Origin of the sequence: Mucilaginibacter sp. SG538B (genome assembly GCF_013376065.1) — a bacterium.
In the GTDB taxonomy this organism is placed as follows: Bacteria; Bacteroidota; Bacteroidia; order Sphingobacteriales; family Sphingobacteriaceae; genus Mucilaginibacter; species Mucilaginibacter rubeus.
On record NZ_JABMJI010000002.1, the window covers coordinates 13,085 to 34,471 of the forward strand.

Sequence of the window (21,387 nt, forward strand, 5' to 3'; positions counted from 1 at the left end):
CAGATTATTATATTAACAACTACTTAATGATTTCTTCTTTACCTGACACAGACACCCGAAAGCCAATCGAAAAATACTGATTATCAATAAAATACCAAATCAAATGCGCCGAATTATTAAGTTTTTATTTATCCACTATCGGAGATAAATTACACAATTATGTTCGTCACAGCTAAAAAATGTCCCTATTATATAGTATTTAAAGGGCAACGGTAATGAGCATTTTAACAAATACTTAATACGTAAATACTAAAATCAACTTTTGATTCTCAATTTATTAAGCAATTGGTTCAGCAAGTATGCGGGCGCTACGGCTAATGATTTAATGTTGAGTCCGTTTGCTGCAAACTGCGACTCACGGCTATTGCCGATAAGTAACGCGCTTGCAGAAGGAATAAACGCAGAAACACATAATAGCCACATAACGGGCCCTCCCGCTTGCTGCCACGCTACAAGTTCCATTATACCGTAACTAAACCCTAATAAAATAAATAAGATGAAGTAAGATATAATTGGCGATAGCTTTAAATAGAAGTAGATGGCAATAGCTATAACAAAGGAAGCCCAGTTAAAATAGCCATTGTAGACTCCTAAAAAGCCTAAATGAGGAAAAGGAATAGCCCAGATCAACCCAAAGAGACTAAATGCCAATGTTGGGATACAGACATAGTGTATGATTTTGTTAACCCTATCCTGGTGAGCTTCTTCATATTCCCTGAAATAACGATCAACAGGGCGTTCATCAATATTTGCAGTAGTTTTAACTGCTGCCTTCTGTTTGGTATTTGCTTTTGCTGCCACGTTGTAAAAATAAAAAACCCCTTCGGTTTTGTGCCGAAAGGGTTTCGTTTAATTTTTATAATGATTACTTGGCAAATGCTACCGAACGGGTTTCCCTGATAACGGTAACTTTGATTTGACCAGGATAAGTCATTTCTGTCTGGATCCTGTTTGAAATATCAGCAGCCAATACTTCTGATTGCGCGTCGCTGATCTTTTCGCTCTCTACCACAACACGTAACTCACGGCCGGCTTGGATAGCAAATGTTTTTTCGACACCCGGATATGATAATGCCAGTTCTTCCAGTTCTTTCAAACGTTTGATGTAGCTTTCAACAACCTCGCGGCGTGCACCAGGACGTGCGCCTGATATAGCGTCACAAGCCTGGATTATCGGCGATAACATTGAGGTCATCTCAATTTCATCATGGTGGGCACCTATAGCATTGCAAACTTCAGGGTGTTCTTTATATTTTTCAGCCAATTGCATACCCAAAATAGCGTGCGGCAGTTCAGGGTTATCATCAGGTACTTTACCAATATCATGCAGCAAGCCCGCACGTTTTGCCATTTTAACGTTCAAGCCAAGCTCGGCAGCCATGGTAGCACAGAAGTTGGCAACCTCACGTGAGTGCTGCAACAGGTTTTGCCCATATGATGACCTGTAACGCATACGGCCAACCATCCGGATCAGCTCCGGGTGCAAACCATGAATGCCCAAGTCTATAACGGTACGTTCACCAATTTCAACAATTTCTTCTTCTATCTGCTTTTTGGTTTTGGCAACTACCTCTTCAATACGTGCCGGGTGGATACGGCCATCAGTAACCAAACGGTGCATAGCCAAACGGGCAATTTCGCGCCTTACCGGATCAAAACCCGAAAGGATAATAGCCTCGGGGGTATCATCAACAATGATTTCGATACCTGTTGCGGCTTCCAGTGCACGGATATTACGCCCTTCACGGCCAATGATACGGCCCTTGATCTCATCATTTTCAATATTGAAAATAGACACTGTATTCTCAATCGCACTTTCGGTAGCAGTACGCTGGATAGTTTGGATCACTATTTTCTTTGCCTCTTTGGTAGCGGTAAGCTTAGCCTCGTCAACAATATCCTTGATCTGGATCATCGCTTTGGTACGGGCTTCCTCGCGCAGGGTATCAACCAATTGGTTTTTGGCATCTTCGGCTGATAGGCCGGCAATGGTTTCCAACTGTTGAATGTGCTGGTTTTTAAGGTGCTCTACCTCGTCTTGCTTTTTAACAACTATTTCGGTTTGTTTTTCAAGATTTTTGCGGGTGTTATCAAGTTCGCTCTCCTTACGGTTAACATTTTCCAGGCGTTGATTTAATGATTGTTCTTTTTGTTTAACACTATTTTCGCGTTGGTTAACAGCATTGTTTTTATTATTAACTTCCTGCTCATGCTCAGCTTTCATTTGTAAAAACTTCTCTTTGGCTTCAAGCAATTTGTTTTTTTTCAGGATCTCGGCATTATTTTCAGCGTCTTTTAAGATCTTTTTCACTTTATTCTGAGCCGATGTTTCCTGGTCTTTAAAAAGCTTTAATAATAGGAAGCGGCCTATGAGCACGCCAATGATGGCGCCTGCCAGCAGGCCGATGATGACGTATAGTAATATGTCCATTTTAGGTTTGGTGGTGTTATATATGTATGTAAATAAAAAAACCGCAACTAATTTTTAAGTATCATGTATTTAAAACCTCATTCCGGATATTGGGGACCATGGGTTGGTTAACGTTAATCGCAACTAACGCATGCCTCTTGATCCGCTTAATATTGAAGCGTTAAGTTTTTAATAGTGAAACCTAAAATTTAACTGCGGTTAAATCTTAATATGCTCTTGTATATTTATGTAAAGAACGTTTATTACTTCGAAAAAAATTCGGTCAACAAATGATCTAAATGATAAACTTTTTCAGTCACCTCTGTATCCTCAATGGTAACTTTCTTTTCTGCCTTCAATGATGATGTTGCATAATGCAGCACACACATTGAAAGTAAATCCTGCTTATCCCTAACCGCATAATTTTCCTGATATTCTTTTATCCGGTCGTTGATCAGCTTAGCCGCCCTGCGTATTATTTCTTCTTCCTCCATGTTAACCTTTAAGGGGTAAACACGGTCAGCAATATTTATTTTTATTGAGATTTCTCCCATTTGAGCTTTTCACTTTTTGTACTATTTTTTCAATAATACAATACACTTATCTATTTCCTGCACAAAGTCGTTAATTTTTTGCTTAATGTCAACACTTTTTTCATTTGTTTCAGAAAAAGACTTGGCAACTTTAACAACTTTTAATTTTTCTTCCAGTTCTTTTGTCTTGGCCTTACTGGCATTAAGGGCCACTGTAAGCGCCTCGCTCTCCAGTTTTAAAAGGTCATTTTCCTCCTGCAAAGCAGCGCACAGTTCAATCAGGCGCTCGGTTTTATCTACAATTTTATTTAACTGCTCTGCTAATGAAGGCATCTTCAATTACTGAATTATTGATTTATTGAATTACTGAATTTTAATTTGTAAATCCGAAATCGAAATTCCGAAATCCGAAATTACTTCCTGATCTCCGCTCCGGCTTCTTTTCCTAAATTATAAATTAATTTCTGCATAATAGAATCAATTGCCTTATCTGTTAACGTTTTTTCCAGATCCTGAATGATAAAACTCAAAGCATATGATTTTTTTCCTGCAGGCAGCTTATCACCCTGGTAAACATCAAACACATCAACTTCCTTTAGCAATTTACGCTCGGTACGCTGGGCAATTTGCTTTAACTGGCCAAATGATATGCTTTGGTCTATTAACATAGAAAGATCGCGTCTTACTGCCGGGAATTTTGAAACCTCCTGGTAAACGATTTTATTTTTACGTATAGCTGCCAGCACAAGGTCGAAATCAAAATCAGCATAAAATACCTCTTTATCAACATCCGCCTTTTTTAAAGAAGCTGCAGCTACCGACCCGAATTTCACCAATTGCTTACCATTCAACATGTATTGAATGCCAAATGACATTTTTTTACACGTTGCATCCTCGACTGTAAAGTTGCTGATGCTCAGGCGCTGCAAAACACCATCAACCACAGCCTTAATGTTGTAGAATGATACTGGTTTTGATTTTTGGTTCCATTGTTCGGCAGTATTAGCCCCGGTGATGAAAATACTGAAACGTTGTGTTTCGATGTACTTATCATTTTCCAGCTTGTATACCTTACCAAACTCGTAAAATTTCAAATCCGGGCTACGGCGGTTCTGATTATAGGTTATGGCTTCCAAACCAGAGTACAGCAACGTTTGGCGCATTACATCCAGATCGCTGCTCAGTGGGTTCAGAATCTTAACGGCAGTATCCAGGTTATCCGAATAGGCAGATTTTGTAAGTGAGTTAGCCAGGATCTCGTTAAAACCATTCGCGCTCAGCAAATCAGATAACTGGTTTTGAACAGTATCTTTCTCCGGACGAATGGAGTTATTTAGGGATGCCCTGATCTGTGTAGGGATCTCGATGTTGTTATAACCATAGATCCTCAGGATCTCTTCAACCACATCCACATCGCGGGTAACATCCACACGATATGGAGGCACTTGTAACGATAATGAATCCGCAGTTTCATTCACTATCTTGATATCAAGTGCCGTGATAATACCTTTGATCTCATCATGGCCAATCTTTTTACCAATTAGCTTATCAATGGTATTGTAAGTGATTTCCACAGCAAAGGGAGCAACCGGTGCTGGGTAATGATCGGAGATTTCTGACGATATCTCACCACCTGCCACCTGCTGAATCAACAATGCAGCACGTTTCAATGCAAAAACGGTCATGTCCGGATCGGTACCACGCTCAAACCTGAATGAAGCATCAGTTTTTAAACCATGCCTTTTTGAAGTTTTACGAACAGATACCGGGTTGAAGTAAGCGCTCTCCAGGAAAATATTTTTGGTTGATTCCTTAACACCTGATTTTGCACCGCCAAATACACCTGCTATGCACATTGGCTCTTCGGCATTGCCAATCATCAGGTCATCGGCAGATAGTTTCCTGTCAACATCATCCAAAGTTTTAAATATAGTGCCTTCAGCATAGTTTTTCACCAGTACTTTATCACCGGTTATTTCATCGGCATCAAAAGCATGTAAGGGCTGACCAAGCTCATGCAGTACATAGTTGGTAACGTCCACAATGTTATTGATAGCACGGATGCCAATCACAGCCAAACGCTCCTTTAACCATTGCGGCGACTCTTTAACCTCAACACCGCTGATGGTTAAGCCAGAATAGCGCGGTGAAGCTTGCTCGTTCTCCACTACAACCTTTATAGTACGGCTTGTATTATCAACTTTAAACGCACTTACATCGGGCTTGTGAATACCTATTTTCAGGAAAGCGGCAATATCCCGTGCAGTACCTAAATGCGAAGCCGCATCGGCACGGTTAGGGGTTAAGCCTATCTCGTACATGTAATCGTCATTCAGCTTAAAGTATTCTTTAGCAGGAGTACCTACAGGAGCATCATCCGGCAATACCATAATACCAGCGTGGCTGGATCCTAAACCTATCTCATCCTCAGCACAGATCATCCCGTGAGATTCTTCGCCCCTGATCTTTGATTTTTTGATAGCAAAAGGCTCGCCGCCGGTTGGGTAAACAGTAGTACCTACTACAGCAACCACCACTTTTTGCCCGGCAGCTACGTTAGCAGCGCCGCAAACAATCTGCAGGTCTTCCGCACCGCCAACATCAACTTTGGTAACATGCAGGTGATCAGAATTGGCATGGTCAACACACTCTTTCACATAGCCAATTACCAGGCCTTCCAGTCCGCCGGGAACAGCCTGTACCTTTTCCAAGCTTTCAACCTCCAAACCGGTTCCGGTAAGGATGATAGAAATCTCCTGGGGCGTTTTATCAGTATCAATAAATTCTTTAAGCCAGTTATAAGATATTTTCATTATTCCGAAATGATAATCGGCAAAGATACGATTTAGGCTGAAAGGTTAAAGGCGAAAGGTAAAAGGTATTTTATTTAAAAATTAATCCAATTTGAAGATTTGAAAATGTTAGGTCAATTTCAAATCGCCTCATTTTCAAATCTTCAAATTAAAACTACATCAACCCTTCATCGGCCAAACTTAAGTAGCCGGCGTCGGTAATGATTAAATGATCAAACACGCCCATGTCCAGCATCCGGCCGGCGGCGCTTATTTTTTTGGTGAGCTGGATATCTTCGTTACTGGGTTTCAGGTTACCCGACGGATGGTTATGCACCAGTATGAGGCCGCTGGCCTGGTATTGCAGGGCTGAATAAAAGATGATCTTCGGGTCGCATACCGTAGCCGACAAACCTCCTTTACTGATCAGCTCCTTCCCTAATACTTTGTTGGAACGGCCTAATAGTATGATCCAGAATTCCTCGTGGTTCAGGTCCATCAAATGGCGACGCATAATATTGTACCCATCCCTGCTTGACGTGATCACCTCAATGGCGCCCGATTCAAATTCATTACGGCGGCGGCCGATCTCCAGCGCGGCAATAATAGATATAGCTTTGGCTTCCCCTATTCCTTTAAATTTGGATAATTCGGCTATGGAAGCCTTACCAAGCTTGTTCAGGTCGTTATCATAATGGCGCAGGATGCGCTTACTCAGTTCAACCGCGGTTTCGGTGCGGCTGCCCGAGCCGATAAGGATGGCGATCAGCTCGGCATCGGTAAGGGCGCGGCGCCCTTGTCCACTAAGTTTTTCACGCGGGCGGTCTTCCTCAGCCCATGATTTAATACTGATCTTGCTTTCGTAGTTTTCCACGGCATTAAAGTATGAAAAAGCGCCAAACAAAAAAAGGGACAGCGTTGGTACACTATCCCCTTCGGTATATTTTAAAAGCTGAGATTAGCTTAAGCCGTTAACAAATTTAGTAAGCTTTGATTTATTGTTCGAAGCTTTGTTTTTGTGAATAACGTTCTTTTTAGCTAAACGGTCAAGCATTGAAATCACTTTACCCAACAGTGCAGAAGCATCGGCCTTGGTAGTAGTGTTTCTTAATTTCTTAATAGCGTTCCTGGTTGTTTTAGCCTGGTACCTGTTGCGCAGACGCTTCGCAGCGTTTGCCCTGATTCTTTTTAATGATGATTTATGATTTGCCATCTCGTATAGCTTGTTATTCTTTTCTACTTATTTTAAGGACTGCAAATATAGAGCGATTAAATTTAATATGCAAGTGGTTTTTTGATTTATATTTCAGGATGATTAGGTTGATAATGTGATTGATTACCTGAACCCTTAAGACGTGAAGACCTCTCAAATTAACAAGCTGTTAACCCCGCATTCACGAAGTGTTTATACAACACAATGATTTTTGCTGCGTTATTATTAATTAAAACTATTGCGTTTATGGTTACCAACAGCACCACTAGGTTCAGCAACCGGGTTGAAGATTATGTAAAATACCGTCCCGGCTACCCCGACGAACTTGTTAAGTTTTTACATGACGCTTACGGCTTAACACAGGATAAGCTCATTGCCGATATTGGTGCAGGTACAGGGATCTCTACCGCATTGTTCCTGAAAAAAGGCTACCGGGTAATTGCCATTGAACCAAATTTGGAGATGCGCGAAAAAGCTATCGAGTTACTCGGTTCATATAACGGTTTTATCCCCCGAAACGGCACTGCAGAAAATACCGGCATCGAGAGTAATAGCATTAATGCTATTATAGCCGGACAGGCTTTTCATTGGTTTGATGCCGTAAAAACCTGTGCTGAATTTAAAAGGATCCTGAAACCGGATGGCATTGTTGCCCTCATCTGGAATGAAAGAAAAACAACATCGGCCTTTGAACAGGAATATGATGAACTCATTGTAAAACATGCCCGCGATTACGTAAAGGTTGATCACCGCAACATCGATACCGAACATATCGCTGCTTTCTTTAAGCCGCAACCCATTCAACTGGAAATATTCGCCAATAAACAGGTATTTGATTTTGAAGGATTAAAAGGCAGGCTGCTGTCATCATCATACATGCCTGCACGTGGCGATGAGGGGTACGGGCCAATGATTAACGATTTGCATGCACTTTTTGATAAATTTCAGCAGGATGGCGTTATCGTTATTAATTACGATACGAAGGTTTATTCGGGGAAACTGTAAGATCAACATTATTTCGTATCGGTGAAACAATTGCACGCGGGTATTATCTAATTAGCAAACACAGTGGCTTATTAATACTACTTAAACATGATATACTGGATCATTATTATAATACTGCTGCCTTTTATATTTATTTTAATAAGCCATTTAAAAAGCAAAGCCCAACAAAAAAAGAAACTTACCGAAATAAAAGAACGCTGGGGCAAACCCATAATTACAAGCAGAAATTTCAAACCGGTCAGCACCTACCTTACAGCTTATGGCGGCTCAAGCGGGATCTCTGCCGATACTGCCACCGACCTTGACATCGACAGCGTATTTGAATTTATCGACCGTACCAATTCAAAACCCGGGCAACAATACCTATATAAGCAATTACACTCCCCGCAAATTTCAGAAGCGTATTTTGAAACGCTTGAACAGCGGATCGGCAATGTCACCGCCGATAAAGAATTGAGAGAGGCTGCGGAGCTTAAACTATCCGAATTAGGCAATAATGATGCCTATTACTTACCTGAACTCTTTAAGAAACCACACTATTCGGTGTTTCCGGCTATCGGCAATTTTTATATCAGCATAGCACCGTTTTTGATCATTGGAGTGGCATTTAGCCTTTTTATTGTTCCCAACCAGTTTATGCTCTTGCTATTGCTGGTATTAATGATAGCCAATGTAGTTATTCATTACAGTAATAAAACCCAGATGCTGAACTACACACATTCGCTACCGCAGTTATTGGTTTTATTCAAGGTATCAAATTGGCTTAAGAACCACGCTCTGCTCAGGGATGATGAAAGTACCCGCCTCAGTATGGCTAATATGGGCAAACTCAAAAATTCGTTAAATTATATCACCCTGCAAAATAAAGCCGCTATTGACCCTACCGATATTTACTACCTGGTTACCGAATGGTTAAAAATGTTCCTGCTTATTGAGCCGCTGGTATTTATAAAATCCATCACCAAGGTAAACAAATACCTTAGTGACATTAAAGTTGTTTATGAAGCGGTGGCTGAGGTTGATGTTGCCATTTCCATCCAATCGGTACGTGATGGCGCGGCTCATTATTGCAAACCTCAACTTACAACCGGCAATACCCATATCATTATTAAAAATCTTTATCACCCGCTTATTGAAAACTGCGTGTCAAATTCTATCGCTATAGATAATACACAAGGCATTTTGGTAACTGGTTCCAACATGTCGGGTAAAACCACTTTTATCAGGGCTATTGCTATAAACGCTTTGCTATCGCAAACCATTAACACCAGTTTTGCTACAGTATACCAGGCTCCTCCGCTCAAAATATTTACCAGCATTGATATGACCGACGATTTGGGCGATAATAAAAGCTATTTCCAGGCCGAAGCTTTAGCCGTTAAAAATATAGTGGCACAAACCATTGCCAGCAAACCCATAAACAGCCTCGTAATCATTGATGAAATTTTCAGGGGTACAAATACTATTGAACGGATAGCCGCCGCGAAAGCCGTACTAAGCTACTTTATCCACAATCAAAGCTTCGTTTTTGTATCTACACACGATCTGGAACTGGCCGAATTACTGGGCAGCGATTACAAAGTTTTCTCTTTTGAGGAAGTGATTGGTGATGACCGCTTGGTATTTGATTATAAAATTAAAGAGGGATTGCTCAAAAACCGAAATGGCATCGCTGTTTTAAAAGGCGTCTGTTTCCCGGAGAGTATTATTGATGAAGCCAATAAGGTAAGCAGCCAATTAAGGGAGAAGTATAATTTAAAACTCCCCCTTTAATTGCATCTTTGCCTCATGAACCGCCGCATAATTTTAAGCATAACTGGTACCTGTTTAATCATGTTATGCTCATCATGGGGATTCTTTGCACATTATCGTATTAACCGGCTGGCAGTTTTCACATTACCGAAGGCCATGGCAGATTTTTACAGATGCAATATCGATTATATAACCGAACATGCCGTTAGCGCCGACAAACGCCGCTATGTTGACTCATCAGAAGCGCCACGCCATTTCTTTGATGCCGACCGTTACGGCAAAAAACCCTTTGAGGCTATGCCTAAAAAATGGAAGGATGCCGTTGCCAAATACTCAAAAGATACCATCATTAAATACGGCACTGTTCCCTGGACCATTCAGTACCAGTATTACAGGCTGGTACGGGCTTTGAAAGCCCATGATACAACGGCCATCCTTAATGCATCTGCCTATTTAGGGCATTATATTGCCGATGCACACGTACCGCTGCACCTAACCCAAAACTACAACGGCCAGCTTACGGGGCAAACCGGCATCCATGCCCTTTGGGAAAGCCGCCTGCCCGAGTTATTTGCCGATCATTATAATTACTACGTTGGCAAGGCCCGGTATATTGAAAACCCGTTGAACGAAGCATTCCGTATATGCAAGGCTACTTACAAAACCGTTGATACGGTTTTACGCTTTGAGCGCATACTGAACAAAACCTACCCGCAGGACAAAAAGTACGCGTTGGTACAGCATGGCAAAAAGCAAATTACCGATTACTCCGTGGCCTATAGCCTGACTTATCACAAAATGCTGAAGGGGATGGTGGCAAGGCAAATGCGGGCATCTATTCTTTCCGTGGGTAGTTTCTGGTACTCGGCCTGGGTTGATGCAGGGCAGCCCGACCTGAACAAGCTTATCGCACAGCCTTTAAGCATCGAACAAAAGGCAAAGCTTCGGCAAGAAGAAATGCTTTACCGATCAGGCAAAGCATTAATAATAAAATAGTTAACGATCAAACCCGGCAGCCTTCCCCTGCCTTCTTTATATTCTCCGTATCAGCTCCACGAAAACAGCGAAAGGGCTAACACCAGTTATCACCTTTCTTATCTGAAACAATCGTAACATGGCAGCATAATCAATCATTAGAAATTGCTGCCTCATCTGCTTCATTTCCCGTTATCATTGGTATTTATACGCAATTTTTCCATTAGGTATTTATACGCTATTACCCGGTTTACAACCCTCCTAACTTAGTTAAATCAATCAGGAAGTTGATTTGACCTCCCCTTTTAGCCACAAGCCCTAAACCTAATAGAGAATTAAATAAACAGGAGGCCATATCGAGTGACTGGCGTTTTATATCACTGAATATTTACATCTATAAACTATCATCTTATGGCAAATTTAACTTTAGCACCACGATGGGCATCAAGTGTGCTGCAACTCGGAAACACCGCTTATGTAGATTGCGGTACACCAACCGTACTAAACAATTTAACCTCCTTTACCCTGGAGGCCTGGGTAAACGTGTCGAGCCTTAACGGATTTCAATCCGTAGTTGGCAATGTTGACAATGCGGTTGGCGGACAATACCAATTATTTCTTGAATCCGGTTATGTTTACGCCTATGTAGGCATCGCACCGTATCTGATCAAATCAACTTTACCCATCACTGTCAACGAATGGCACCACCTGGCCTCTGTATTTGATGGTACAACTTCCAGCTTATCGCTTTATGTTGATGGCGTGGCTGTTGCGCAAAGCACCTTTTCGGGAACGCTGCCTGCAAGCGGTACCAATATGCTGCTGGGGGCTGTAATGCAGCAGAGTAGCCCGATCTGGTACCTACAGGGCCAGCTTGGAAGGATTATGATCTGGAATAGCGTGCGCGACGCTGAAGATATCCTTAATGATTCGGTACAGGTGAATAATTATAGCGCTGTCCAAAATCCCAACCTTATATTTTACAGCGACTTTTCGGAAATGCCGGGGGTAGACAGTTCCGGAAATAATATAGCCCTTAATTTCAAAAACAATGTACAATACGCGTTCAATGTTCCATCTGTTGTACTGGGAGCGGATGGTTATGTTGATTGCGGCTCCTTTCCCGAATACAGCATTCCCGGAAACGCCCCTTATACCATTGAAGGCTGGTTCTTCCCGGGCAGCAGCAGCAACGGTATCCTGTTAAGTTATGGCCTGGACGGCGCATGGGAATACAAAGTAAGCTATCAAAACAACCAGGTTATAGGCCAGCGTAACAGCGACAGTATTTCTTTAGCATCAGCAGCCTCAGTTTTGCCGCTAAGCTATTATCATTTTGCACTAAGTTATGATAGCGATGTTAAAGCCCTTAGCTTGTACGTAAACGGTAACCTTCAGGCTATCGATTATTTTCCTTCGCCGGTTACCGCGGTTCCAAACGGGCATGTACTCGTAGGCGCTCAATATGATTCGAACGGAAATATCATCGACAACTTCGGCGGTTCTATCCAAAACCTGCGCATCTGGAATGTATGTTTGGAACAATCAGAAATTGTTCAATGGATGTACAATGACGTGATAACCGATAACCGTTTAATTTCAAATTTTGATTTCACCGTTAACCCGCCGATAGATACAACCGACAAATCAACCCTTGAACTGGATAACGGTGCTGTGCAGCAGCTCCAAACCGTAAACGTTTTAACTACCGAGCAGATTGCGCTTTTGGGCATCCCACAATCCATCAACGCTATTTATCTCAATCAAAACGTAGAAACGCCTGTACCGCCGCCTACTGATATCCTATTTGCCAGTCAGCCCAAAGTTTTTACCGAAGATCATAAAGAGGAAAGCTGGGCACAATTCGAAGATTGGTTCGGCAGTAAAAACGGAGGCCCGGCAACAGAAGGCTTTCGCCAGCAGTTTGATAACGCTTATGAAAAAGCCCGGCAAATGTTCGACGAAAATGCCAACCTGTCCCGCGTTTTTACCCGCACCGATACCAATGGCATAACCCGTATTATTTACCATGGTGTAAAGGCAGACATGCTCGTTTACGAAGGGGCTATAGGCGCCGAATCAGACTGTACGCTCTGGTGGATCCAATTCATCTTTGCGCTTACTGTAGGTTTCCTTCAGGCTGTGGGGCTGGCACCTACCACCGGCAATATCGCCACGCGTATTTATAATCTGCTCCGTGCAAATCAAACGGTAATGAATGCCATGAGCTCAATGGCCGGAAAAGCAATCAGCGCCACAGCCGCTATTGGTTTTGTAGGTGTAATATATCAGCAGGGACTCATGTGGACCATTATCAAGTTTGTGCTGACATCCGCAGGATGGTATGCCTTATTCTGGATCCTTCGTAAAGTAATAGCCATAGTAACAGGCCTGGAAGCAGCCGCCATACTTGCCGGTTTTATTGTATGGGCTACTCAGCTTACCATACTTTCACTTAAATACAATACCGCATGCGGTCAGCTTCTCCAATCAACTAATGTTTCACCTTCTTTTAATTCATAAAGCCATGCCAACTTCAACACCTGTTGTCGCTATACCTGTGGTAGACACTTCATATAGCATGACAACTTCAAATTATGTCGCAATCACAGTCATCGATACCAAAGCTTTCCTGAACAATGCGCTCCCTGGCGATTATATTGGCGTGGCATCCTACGACACCAACGGAAGAGTAACCTATAACCTGGCACAGGTTGATCAAAACCTTACCGTACCGGTTACAGCAGCTGCAGCTGTACAAAACCTAAGTTTCACCGGAAGCTGCACCAATATGGGAGGAGGGCTTCAAACCGCTGTAAATATGCTTTCAAGTGCTCCTGCCGGTGTAAATAAAGGCCTGGTGCTGCTTTCTGACGGTTATCAAAACTGCGGCACCAATCCCCTGCCATTACCTGCCGGCACCCCTCCCGTATATTCATGTGCAATGGGGCCGGCGTCTGACCAAAACTTAATGCAGCAAATTGCAACCCAGAGCGGCGGCCAGTATTATTATGCCCCCTATGTTTTCAATATGATGCAAATTTACAACCAGATCAGGGCGCAAACTCCTGCTGCACAATTACTTGCAAACGGATACAAAGTAGCCCAGGCCTATGATTACCTGCTGATTCCGGCCACCGTATCTGCAGGCAACGACCTCGGGCAGTTTTCGGTTGTATGGAGTGATCCTAATTATACGTTCACAAACGGCCAGCCCGGACTTAATCAATTAAGTGTAACACTTGTAACGCCGGCCGGCGTGGTAATTACACCAATGCCTACCTTACAGGGAGGGGCCTATGTGGTATTTAACATTCCTAACCCGGCGGTAGGCCTATGGTATATCCAGATCATGTATGGCGGTACAACCCCGCAGGGCCTGACAGGCGGTGCCTTTGAATACGCACCTTCAGGCAATGCCGCTCCGCTTCAGCTTACAGTTGATGCCCCTGCTATTGTACGCAAAGGACAGCCTATTACTTATCATGCACATTTAACGGATGATGGAAAGCCGATAACCGGACAACAAATACGTGCTTTGGTTACCCGTCCCAAACTAAGTCAGAATAGCGCAATTAAAGCTTATGCATCAGACCTTAAAAACATAAAGCTGCCTGAAGAAACAATGGACACTATACAACATCCCGATTTGGCGAAGCTCGATCTGCTTTACAGGCAGCGGTTGACGGAGGAGGACCTTTTGCCGCACATAAAGGGCGGGAGTATCCTGTCAGCGGCAAAGCAAGGTGGGTACGCCGGTACTATACATGAAACGCACGAGGCCGGAAGTTACACCATCGAACTTGAAGTAACCGGATTTTCAGACAAATCCAAAACGCCGTTTTCCAGAAGTCGTCGCTTTAATGTAGTGGTTACCGATGGCGATTGAATAAACCACCATCCTGTTTAATAAACAAAAAGCCTGTGTCGGAATTATATCCTGCACAGGCTTTTGATATTTGAAAATGCTGAACAGGCTTTTATTGCCCCTCAGAAACTTTGGCGCTACGGCCTTTTATAGCGGCAAAAATGGGCGGCAATATCGAAATGAGGATAATGATCACCCCTACCAGCGAAAAGTTTTTAGCTATTACCGGTACCTGCCCTAATTTGTAACCTGCAAACAGGAACACGATGATCCATGATGCACCGCCGATGATGTTATAAAGGCTATACTTTAAAAAAGGCATCTTACCCACTCCTGCTACAAAAGGTGCTATGGTGCGGATAATAGGCATAAACCTACTGAAGATAACCGCTTTACCACCATGTTTATCAAAAAAGGCTTGTGTTTTAAGATAGTATTCCAGTTTCAGGATTTTGTTTTCTTCTTTAAATACCTTAACGCCGAGGTAATTGCCAACAAAATAATTTACTGTATTACCAATAAAAGCCGCCGCAATTAAAATGAGGCCTAATACCCAGATATCTAAACCAGAATTACCGCCCGCAATAAGGGCACCTGCAGCAAAAAGCAGTGAATCGCCGGGCAGAATAGGAAAGATAACTAAACCTGTTTCGGCAAATATGATCAGGAAAAGGATAAGGTATGTCCATCCCTGGTAGGTGCTGGTTATTTGTACAAGGTGCTTATCAATATGCAGTACAAAGTCGATAATACTTTTTATTACTTCCACAGGCTAAATTTTTGCCCAAAAATATAAATATTAAACAAAACGGCACTATTGAAGTGTCTTACTAAGCAGATTGTTAGTAAGTACCCCCGCGCCAAAGGCCAATGAGTCTGCGCTGCCAACAATACCTTTGGTATAAATGGTGTAGGCGCGGCCGTCCTGTATAGTTACATTTTGCAGGGTTGTTTCAATTGTCGTGGGCGTTCGGGTAGTGGTAATGGTAAAGTTATAATTACCGGCAGTGAGTTCAACATATTTAGATACCTTGTTAAAGGTAGTACCTCTCACAACAAGGGAGTCATTAGCCCGCAGATCCAGGGCAGATGTATTAGGTGAAGTATGCACAAACCTCACTTTTCCTTTCCCTATGGTTGGCAAACCGGTACTATCAGATAGTATAAATGAACTGACAAACGAACTATCCTTTCTGAAGCCGGTTATAAACATCGTGTATTTCCTGTTGGCTTTAAGCGTAGTATCAAACTGCAGCAAAATAACCGGCGCCGCGGTAGCTGTACGTAACTGTAACGGTGGTTCAAGCGTTGAAAGATAAAAATATCCCGAACTGTTTGGATAAGTATAGGTAGTGGTATTATACCTGATAAAATGCTGATAAAGGTATACCGGCTGGATATCGGGGCTTAAATTAACGATTTGAAACTGGGTATTGAGGCCTACTGATGATGCATTGCCCCCCTTACCGCATGAAGAAACAGCACAGATGAAAAGTCCGCATAGCACAGCTATAAAAAACGAAACCAGTACCTTGCTTTTATTTTTATTAACCATTAATGTAATCATTGATTGATGAACAAACCGGTTGCCAGGCCTGTACTTTTATTGCCGTAACCGTAATAAGTGTATATCTTACCGGCGCTTAGTGATACCGTATCCCTTACAATGGTACCCGGAAAGGCCGCCGAATGCAACGCCATATTATGCTCCCCGGGCGCTACCAAATAAAAAGTTGAAGTACTTTTAAAACCCAGATCTTTCATTTTTGGGGTATCTAAGGCAGCTGTTGTACCTTCAAAGTGCACGCTTATATTTCCGGCATCTGGCGAAGCATTTACAAACCTGATCTTTGCCTGTTTATTTGTATCGGCAACCAATACATCTGTAGTTTTAAAAACCTGGTCGACCGTATTACCAGCTACGTAAAATGAATATACAGAATCCTTACTTAAAGTTAAAGGCAGGCTAAACAGCGAATTGGGATTATTTGGCCCATCTAATTTAACCGAATAGCTTTGTGTACCCGCTTTTACCGAAATATACCCGAGCGTGCCTCCCGGATAAAATGTTGTTGTATTGTTTATTCTTGTACCATTAACATAAATATTAACATTATTAAAACTGGCATTAATAACGTTTAGCGATGACGTTGACGAATCCACGGCATCGGGCTTATCATTATTTTTTTTGCAAGACGTAAGGTAGCCCGTTATGGCTATAATGATCAATAAAACTTTAACCTCTATATTCATATACAATTATAAGCTATAACTGCTTACTGTAATTTTTGGTATCGGGTGCTGAACAAAAAAAGTCCGGTTTATGATACCGGACTTAGTTTTGGATTTATAATTTAAGTTTACACTTAAGCATAGCTATTGAGCATCACCGGCATAACCAGCATCAGCACGTCTTCATTCTCATCACCTCCCTGTGGCAGCAATAAACCGGCACGGTTTGGAGTTGACATTTCCAAAGATACTTCTTCGCAGCTTAAATTCTTCAACATTTCTATTAAAAATCTTGCATTGAAGCCAATTTCCATGTCTTCGCCCTCATATTGACAGCTTAAACGCTCGTGGGCCTCGTTAGCAAAATCGATATCTTCTGAAGAGATATTTAACTCGCTGCCATTTATTTTAAGCCTTACCTGGTGCGTGGTTTTGTTAGCATAAATAGCCACACGGTTTAACGAACCCAGGAAGGTAAGCCTGTCGATATTTAATTTATTAGGGTTATTTTGCGGGATAACCGCCTCGTAATCAGGGTAACGCTCGTCAATTAAACGGCATACCAGGTTAATATTGCCAAACCTGAAGAAAGCACTGGTGGAATTATACTCAACAGATACATTTACATCATCGCTTGGTAATGATGATTTAAGCAGGGTTAAAGCTTTTTTAGGCAGTATGAACGATGTAGTACTTGCAGCCTTTGCATCTTTACGGCGGTAACGAACCAGTTTATGTGCGTCTGTAGCAACAAAAGTAAGGGCCGATGTTGTTAGCTGGCAGTAAACGCCTGTCATAGCCGGGCGAAGCTCGTCATTACTTACCGCGAAAATGGTTTTGTTGATAGCTTCGGCTAAAACTGAAGCAGGCAGGTTTACTGATGAAGCGTTTTCAACAACCGGGATTTTTGGAAAGTCCTCGCCGTTCTCGCCGCTTAGTTTGTATTTACCGTCGCCTGCATTAATTTCAATGGCGAAGGTTTTATCATCAACCGAAAAAGCAACAGGTTGCTCCGGTAATGATTTCAGGGTCTCTAACAATATACGCGACGGGATAGCAATCCTGCCGTTCTCTTTAGCCTCAACCGGTAAAGAGGTGGTCATGCTGGTTTGCAGGTCGGTAGCAGAAATGGTCAAGTTCCCATCCTTTATCTCGAACAAAAAGTTTTCCAGTATCGGCAGCACAGTACTGCTGCTTAACGCACCACTTACCGATTGCAGTTGTTTGAGTAATGTTGAGGTAGAAACAATAAATCTCATATGGTTGTAATTAATCTATCAAAAATAGAAAATTTAACGGGCATACTTTTGCCTGCGTAAATAATGTTGAAAAATAGCACATATTAACACTAAAATCAGCGGTGCAACAGTATTAACCAGCTGCCAGTACAATTTTTCGCCGCGGATACGTGCCCTGTCCAGCAGGCGGATCTTAATTTCCTTGGTACGCAGGGCTATCAGCCCCGAGTCGTCGGTCATGTAATCGGCTATGTTAAGCAGCAGGTTTTTATTACCGTAGGTTTGATGGGTATAATGATCATAACCCAGCGGATAAGGCGAACCATCGCTGCCTACCTGATTCTTTAAAATATCACCATCGCTAATCACTATCATTTTGGTAGGCTCGCTTTGTTGCTTTATGGCAACTTGCTCTTTAAGCCCTTCGGGCAGCGGACGGTTTTGCCAGTCGCTTACAAAACTGCCTTCCAATAATACACCCGTTATTTTAGGTGTACTTTGAAATTCTTTAGGGTTTGGCTCCTGCTCCAAAGCCTGCAATGATAATATGTGCGGAGCTGTTAACTTTTTATTATAGGGCGATGAGGTTAGCAACACCGTTTTATTTACATTTTTGGTATCGAGGATATCAATAGTGCTTGCAAACTCGCTGCTGATGCCGTCCAAATTTTTCACCACCGGGTGTTTGCTTAGCGGAATAAATACCGGGTAATACAGCCATGGCAGCATCTGGATCTGCGCCTGCCCGCCAACATTGCCGGTGCTGATGGGAATTTGCGAGCAGTTCATATCAGCAATCAGATCATAATTGATACGGATGCCGTAACGGAAAAGCTGATCATCCAGGTTAAGCTGTTTTGGAAAAGCAAGCTGCTCGCCGCCATGCCCGCGAAGGCTATCCAGTTCGGCGCTAACCTGGTCAATAGTCCACAATACCCGGCCTCCGTGCATGATATACTGATCAAGCTTAAATTTCTCTATTTCCGAAAACTTTTGATCTGGTTTAGCTATCACCAGCAATTTGATCTTTTGCAGATCGGCAAAGGAAATTGCATTCAAATCAACCCGGCCTACCTGGAAACCATCGGCAAGGGTTTTCATGGCATCGTTCAGTTGTAAATCGGTTAGTTCATGATGGCCTTCGGTAAAGCCGATTTGTGGCCTGCCCCCGTTAACCGCTTTTTTTATGGCCGATGAAAATGTATATTCCAGGTTTTGGATAGAGTTATTCAGTACTTCATCGGGCGAGAGGCCTATCCTGCTCAGCAATAGCTTTACCGGGATATCCTTACCATCTGCCGATACCAACGCCGACGGAAATATAAGCTTTTGGCTTACGCCATTATCAGTTTTAACGCTCAGGTTGGTTGGCTCAACACCTTCGGCAGCCATGTTTTGGATCACTTCGTTCTGCTGATCGTTGTTTAAACCTTTCAATGGGTCACGAAACTCGAACTGAATTTTACCTTTACTGTAAGCTTGCAAATCGCTCAGCATATCGCGTGTAGCGCTTTGCAGGCGTTTAAAGCCGCCCGGCAGGTTATCGCCCTGTAAATACACCACCACTTTTACTTTTTTAGGCAGCTTATCCATGATTTGCCTACTGATGGACGATATGGTATAACGCTTTTCGGCAGTAAAATCAAAACGGGTAAAAGTAAATGATGACAGGATCCCCAGAAAAAACAAAACTCCTAAAACGCCGATCATCACAGTACCGCCTACCCCCTTTTGGCGCTGCTTTGCCAGCACAAACAGGGTAAGCCATATAAATATACCGGTGGTGATGATGAAATAAACCAGGTCGCGGGTATCCAGCACACCACGGCTTACCGAATCATAGTGCTGGGTGATACCTAAATTCTGCAATCCCAGGTCCTGCAATGAGAGCAACTGACTAATTGAATCAAACCCACTGTAAAAAAAGAAACACAGAAAAACGGATATCGTAAAGGCAATGATCTGATTTTTAGTGATGGATGAGGTAAACAAACCTATCCCCACAAATACTGCTCCCAATAAAAACAAACCGATGTATGAGCCTATCACTGCGCCGGTATCAATATTGCCCTGCGGCATGCCCAATGCACTTACCGAATAATAGTAAACCAATGTGGGCAGTAAAGCAAAAAGTACTATTAACAAACAGGCAAGGTATTTGCCCAGTACTATTTCCCAATCTTTTAAAGGGCGGGTAAACAGCAGTTCAAAAGTGCCTTCCTTACGCTCTTCGGCAAGGGAGCGCATGGTAATGGCCGGGATCAGGAACATGAACAGGTACGGCGCAGTGCTGAACAAGCTTTCGAGCCCGGCATACCCGTACTCCAGTATACTTGAATCAGGGAATACCCACAAAAACAGGCCAAGCACCAGTAAAAATACACCGATGGTAACATAGGCCACCAGCGAACTGAGGTAGGATACTATTTCTTTTTTAAGGATACTCAGCACGTTATATTATATTGTATTAAGCGCCGAAATTACAACAATAATGCGCCAAAGCAAAGTGTGCTCGGATATCGGGGAGAGATATCGGATATCGGGGAGAGATATCGGATTTAATTATTTTAAAACCCCTTTGCGGGTTTAAGCGTGGACGCTCCTTTTAAAGCGTAGTTCAAGCGAAGGACGCTTGAACTTGCCGGGGGACTTTTGAGCATGTGGGGCAACACTACTGCAACTGCCACTTTAATATCTGCTACTAAAACCTCTGTCCGTCCGTTTCCAGGACCCAACCACCTGTGGCCAAAAGCCGGACAACTACCCAATCCTAAAACCTATACTTATAAGCCACATTTAACACCAACTGATTAATAGCATGGTCGTAATCGGTATTCTTGTATCCCCTTTCAAATTGCAAACCAAAATCGAGCCCGTGATGAGGGCCAATAGGCACAACAGCTCCTGCCCCTCCTGCGTAAATAAATGAGGTACGTGCTCTACTATTGATGCTGAAAGCGCTGCCTGTTTCGGCATTTACATAAAGGTATTTTGTAAAGTAATATTTCAAACCCGCGGTTAGCGGCAGGTAAGCATACAGATCATGATAGTGGTCATCGTAGAAAACGTTTGACGAGTTGCTTGAAAATAAATACTGCGGGGTTGATGCGGTAAAAACAAAGCCGGTGCCGACTGTAAAATGCAGGGTTTCGGTGATCGGCTTTTCCAGCTTCAGGTTAACGCTAAAGCCGGCATCTACATTAAAATCGGTACCGTTATCATTGCGGTAATTCATGTTAAGCGGAGCTATTATTCCAGACCCTGCGCTTAACGATGTTTGTTCGCCACGCTGCGCTTTGGCTACAAATGAAAATACAGTAAACAATAAAATGAATGTGATGTGGATAGGTTTATAAGTCATGTTATGTA

18 protein-coding genes are annotated in these 21,387 nt (G+C 42.7%); 5 read left to right on the forward strand and 13 right to left on the reverse strand.

Annotated features, from left to right (window positions below; genetic code table 11):
• Positions 1–255: 255 nt before the first annotated feature.
• The 7 genes from FHW88_RS09360 to rpsT form a co-directional block, all read right to left on the reverse strand.
• Entirely contained in the window at positions 256–801 is a 546-nt protein-coding gene (locus FHW88_RS09360; RefSeq protein WP_176625015.1) for an Mpo1-like protein, read from the reverse strand.
• 64 nt (positions 802–865) lie between these two features.
• Positions 866–2,431, reverse strand: coding sequence for a ribonuclease Y (rny, locus tag FHW88_RS09365; RefSeq protein WP_090529759.1), 1,566 nt, complete (start codon positions 2,429–2,431; stop codon positions 866–868).
• A gap of 242 nt (positions 2,432–2,673) precedes the next feature.
• Positions 2,674–2,964: a cell division protein ZapA gene (locus tag FHW88_RS09370; RefSeq protein WP_176625017.1), complete on the reverse strand. Its 291-nt coding sequence runs from the start codon at positions 2,962–2,964 to the stop codon at positions 2,674–2,676.
• Positions 2,965–2,985: 21 nt separating this feature from the next.
• Positions 2,986–3,276, reverse strand: coding sequence for a hypothetical protein (locus tag FHW88_RS09375; protein WP_091173696.1), 291 nt, complete (start codon positions 3,274–3,276; stop codon positions 2,986–2,988).
• Positions 3,277–3,356: 80 nt separating this feature from the next.
• Entirely contained in the window at positions 3,357–5,756 is a 2,400-nt protein-coding gene (pheT, locus tag FHW88_RS09380; protein WP_176625019.1) for a phenylalanine--tRNA ligase subunit beta, read from the reverse strand.
• Between the two features lie 154 nt (positions 5,757–5,910).
• Complete coding sequence (gene radC, locus FHW88_RS09385; RefSeq protein ID WP_129571679.1) at positions 5,911–6,609, reverse strand: RadC family protein; 699 nt, start codon at positions 6,607–6,609, stop codon at positions 5,911–5,913.
• A gap of 84 nt (positions 6,610–6,693) precedes the next feature.
• Positions 6,694–6,948 carry a 30S ribosomal protein S20 gene (gene rpsT, locus FHW88_RS09390; protein WP_090529771.1) on the reverse strand — a complete coding sequence of 85 codons (255 nt, stop codon included), beginning with the start codon at positions 6,946–6,948 and terminating at the stop codon, positions 6,694–6,696.
• A gap of 246 nt (positions 6,949–7,194) precedes the next feature.
• Here rpsT and FHW88_RS09395 point away from each other — a divergent pair, with 246 nt between their 5' ends.
• From FHW88_RS09395 to FHW88_RS09415, 5 genes are all read left to right on the forward strand, one after another.
• Positions 7,195–7,953, forward strand: a complete 759-nt coding sequence (locus FHW88_RS09395) for a class I SAM-dependent methyltransferase (protein WP_176625021.1) — start codon at positions 7,195–7,197, stop codon at positions 7,951–7,953.
• Between the two features lie 87 nt (positions 7,954–8,040).
• Positions 8,041–9,726: a MutS-related protein gene (locus tag FHW88_RS09400; RefSeq protein WP_176625023.1), complete on the forward strand. Its 1,686-nt coding sequence runs from the start codon at positions 8,041–8,043 to the stop codon at positions 9,724–9,726.
• A gap of 15 nt (positions 9,727–9,741) precedes the next feature.
• On the forward strand, positions 9,742–10,701 hold the full coding sequence (locus FHW88_RS09405) for a zinc dependent phospholipase C family protein (RefSeq protein WP_139159996.1): 960 nt from the start codon (positions 9,742–9,744) through the stop codon (positions 10,699–10,701).
• Between the two features lie 390 nt (positions 10,702–11,091).
• Positions 11,092–13,203, forward strand: coding sequence for a LamG domain-containing protein (locus FHW88_RS09410; protein ID WP_176625024.1), 2,112 nt, complete (start codon positions 11,092–11,094; stop codon positions 13,201–13,203).
• 4 nt (positions 13,204–13,207) lie between these two features.
• On the forward strand, positions 13,208–14,569 hold the full coding sequence (locus FHW88_RS09415) for a vWA domain-containing protein (RefSeq protein WP_175490016.1): 1,362 nt from the start codon (positions 13,208–13,210) through the stop codon (positions 14,567–14,569).
• A gap of 91 nt (positions 14,570–14,660) precedes the next feature.
• Here FHW88_RS09415 and FHW88_RS09420 read toward each other — a convergent pair whose 3' ends face one another.
• The 6 genes from FHW88_RS09420 to FHW88_RS09445 form a co-directional block, all read right to left on the reverse strand.
• Positions 14,661–15,317 carry a VTT domain-containing protein gene (locus FHW88_RS09420; protein ID WP_176625026.1) on the reverse strand — a complete coding sequence of 219 codons (657 nt, stop codon included), beginning with the start codon at positions 15,315–15,317 and terminating at the stop codon, positions 14,661–14,663.
• A 45-nt stretch (positions 15,318–15,362) separates the two neighbouring features.
• Positions 15,363–16,103, reverse strand: a complete 741-nt coding sequence (locus FHW88_RS09425; RefSeq protein WP_176625028.1) for a DUF4397 domain-containing protein — start codon at positions 16,101–16,103, stop codon at positions 15,363–15,365.
• Positions 16,104–16,111: 8 nt separating this feature from the next.
• Positions 16,112–16,801: a DUF4397 domain-containing protein gene (locus FHW88_RS09430; RefSeq protein ID WP_176625030.1), complete on the reverse strand. Its 690-nt coding sequence runs from the start codon at positions 16,799–16,801 to the stop codon at positions 16,112–16,114.
• A gap of 113 nt (positions 16,802–16,914) precedes the next feature.
• Positions 16,915–18,039, reverse strand: coding sequence for a DNA polymerase III subunit beta (dnaN, locus tag FHW88_RS09435; protein WP_176625032.1), 1,125 nt, complete (start codon positions 18,037–18,039; stop codon positions 16,915–16,917).
• 33 nt (positions 18,040–18,072) lie between these two features.
• The gene (gene gldG, locus FHW88_RS09440) at positions 18,073–20,469 is read right to left on the reverse strand and encodes a gliding motility-associated ABC transporter substrate-binding protein GldG (protein ID WP_176625034.1); all 2,397 of its coding nucleotides are present in this window, start codon (positions 20,467–20,469) and stop codon (positions 18,073–18,075) included.
• 319 nt (positions 20,470–20,788) lie between these two features.
• Positions 20,789–21,379: a hypothetical protein gene (locus FHW88_RS09445; RefSeq protein ID WP_176625036.1), complete on the reverse strand. Its 591-nt coding sequence runs from the start codon at positions 21,377–21,379 to the stop codon at positions 20,789–20,791.
• Between the last annotated feature and the right edge of the window lie 8 nt (positions 21,380–21,387).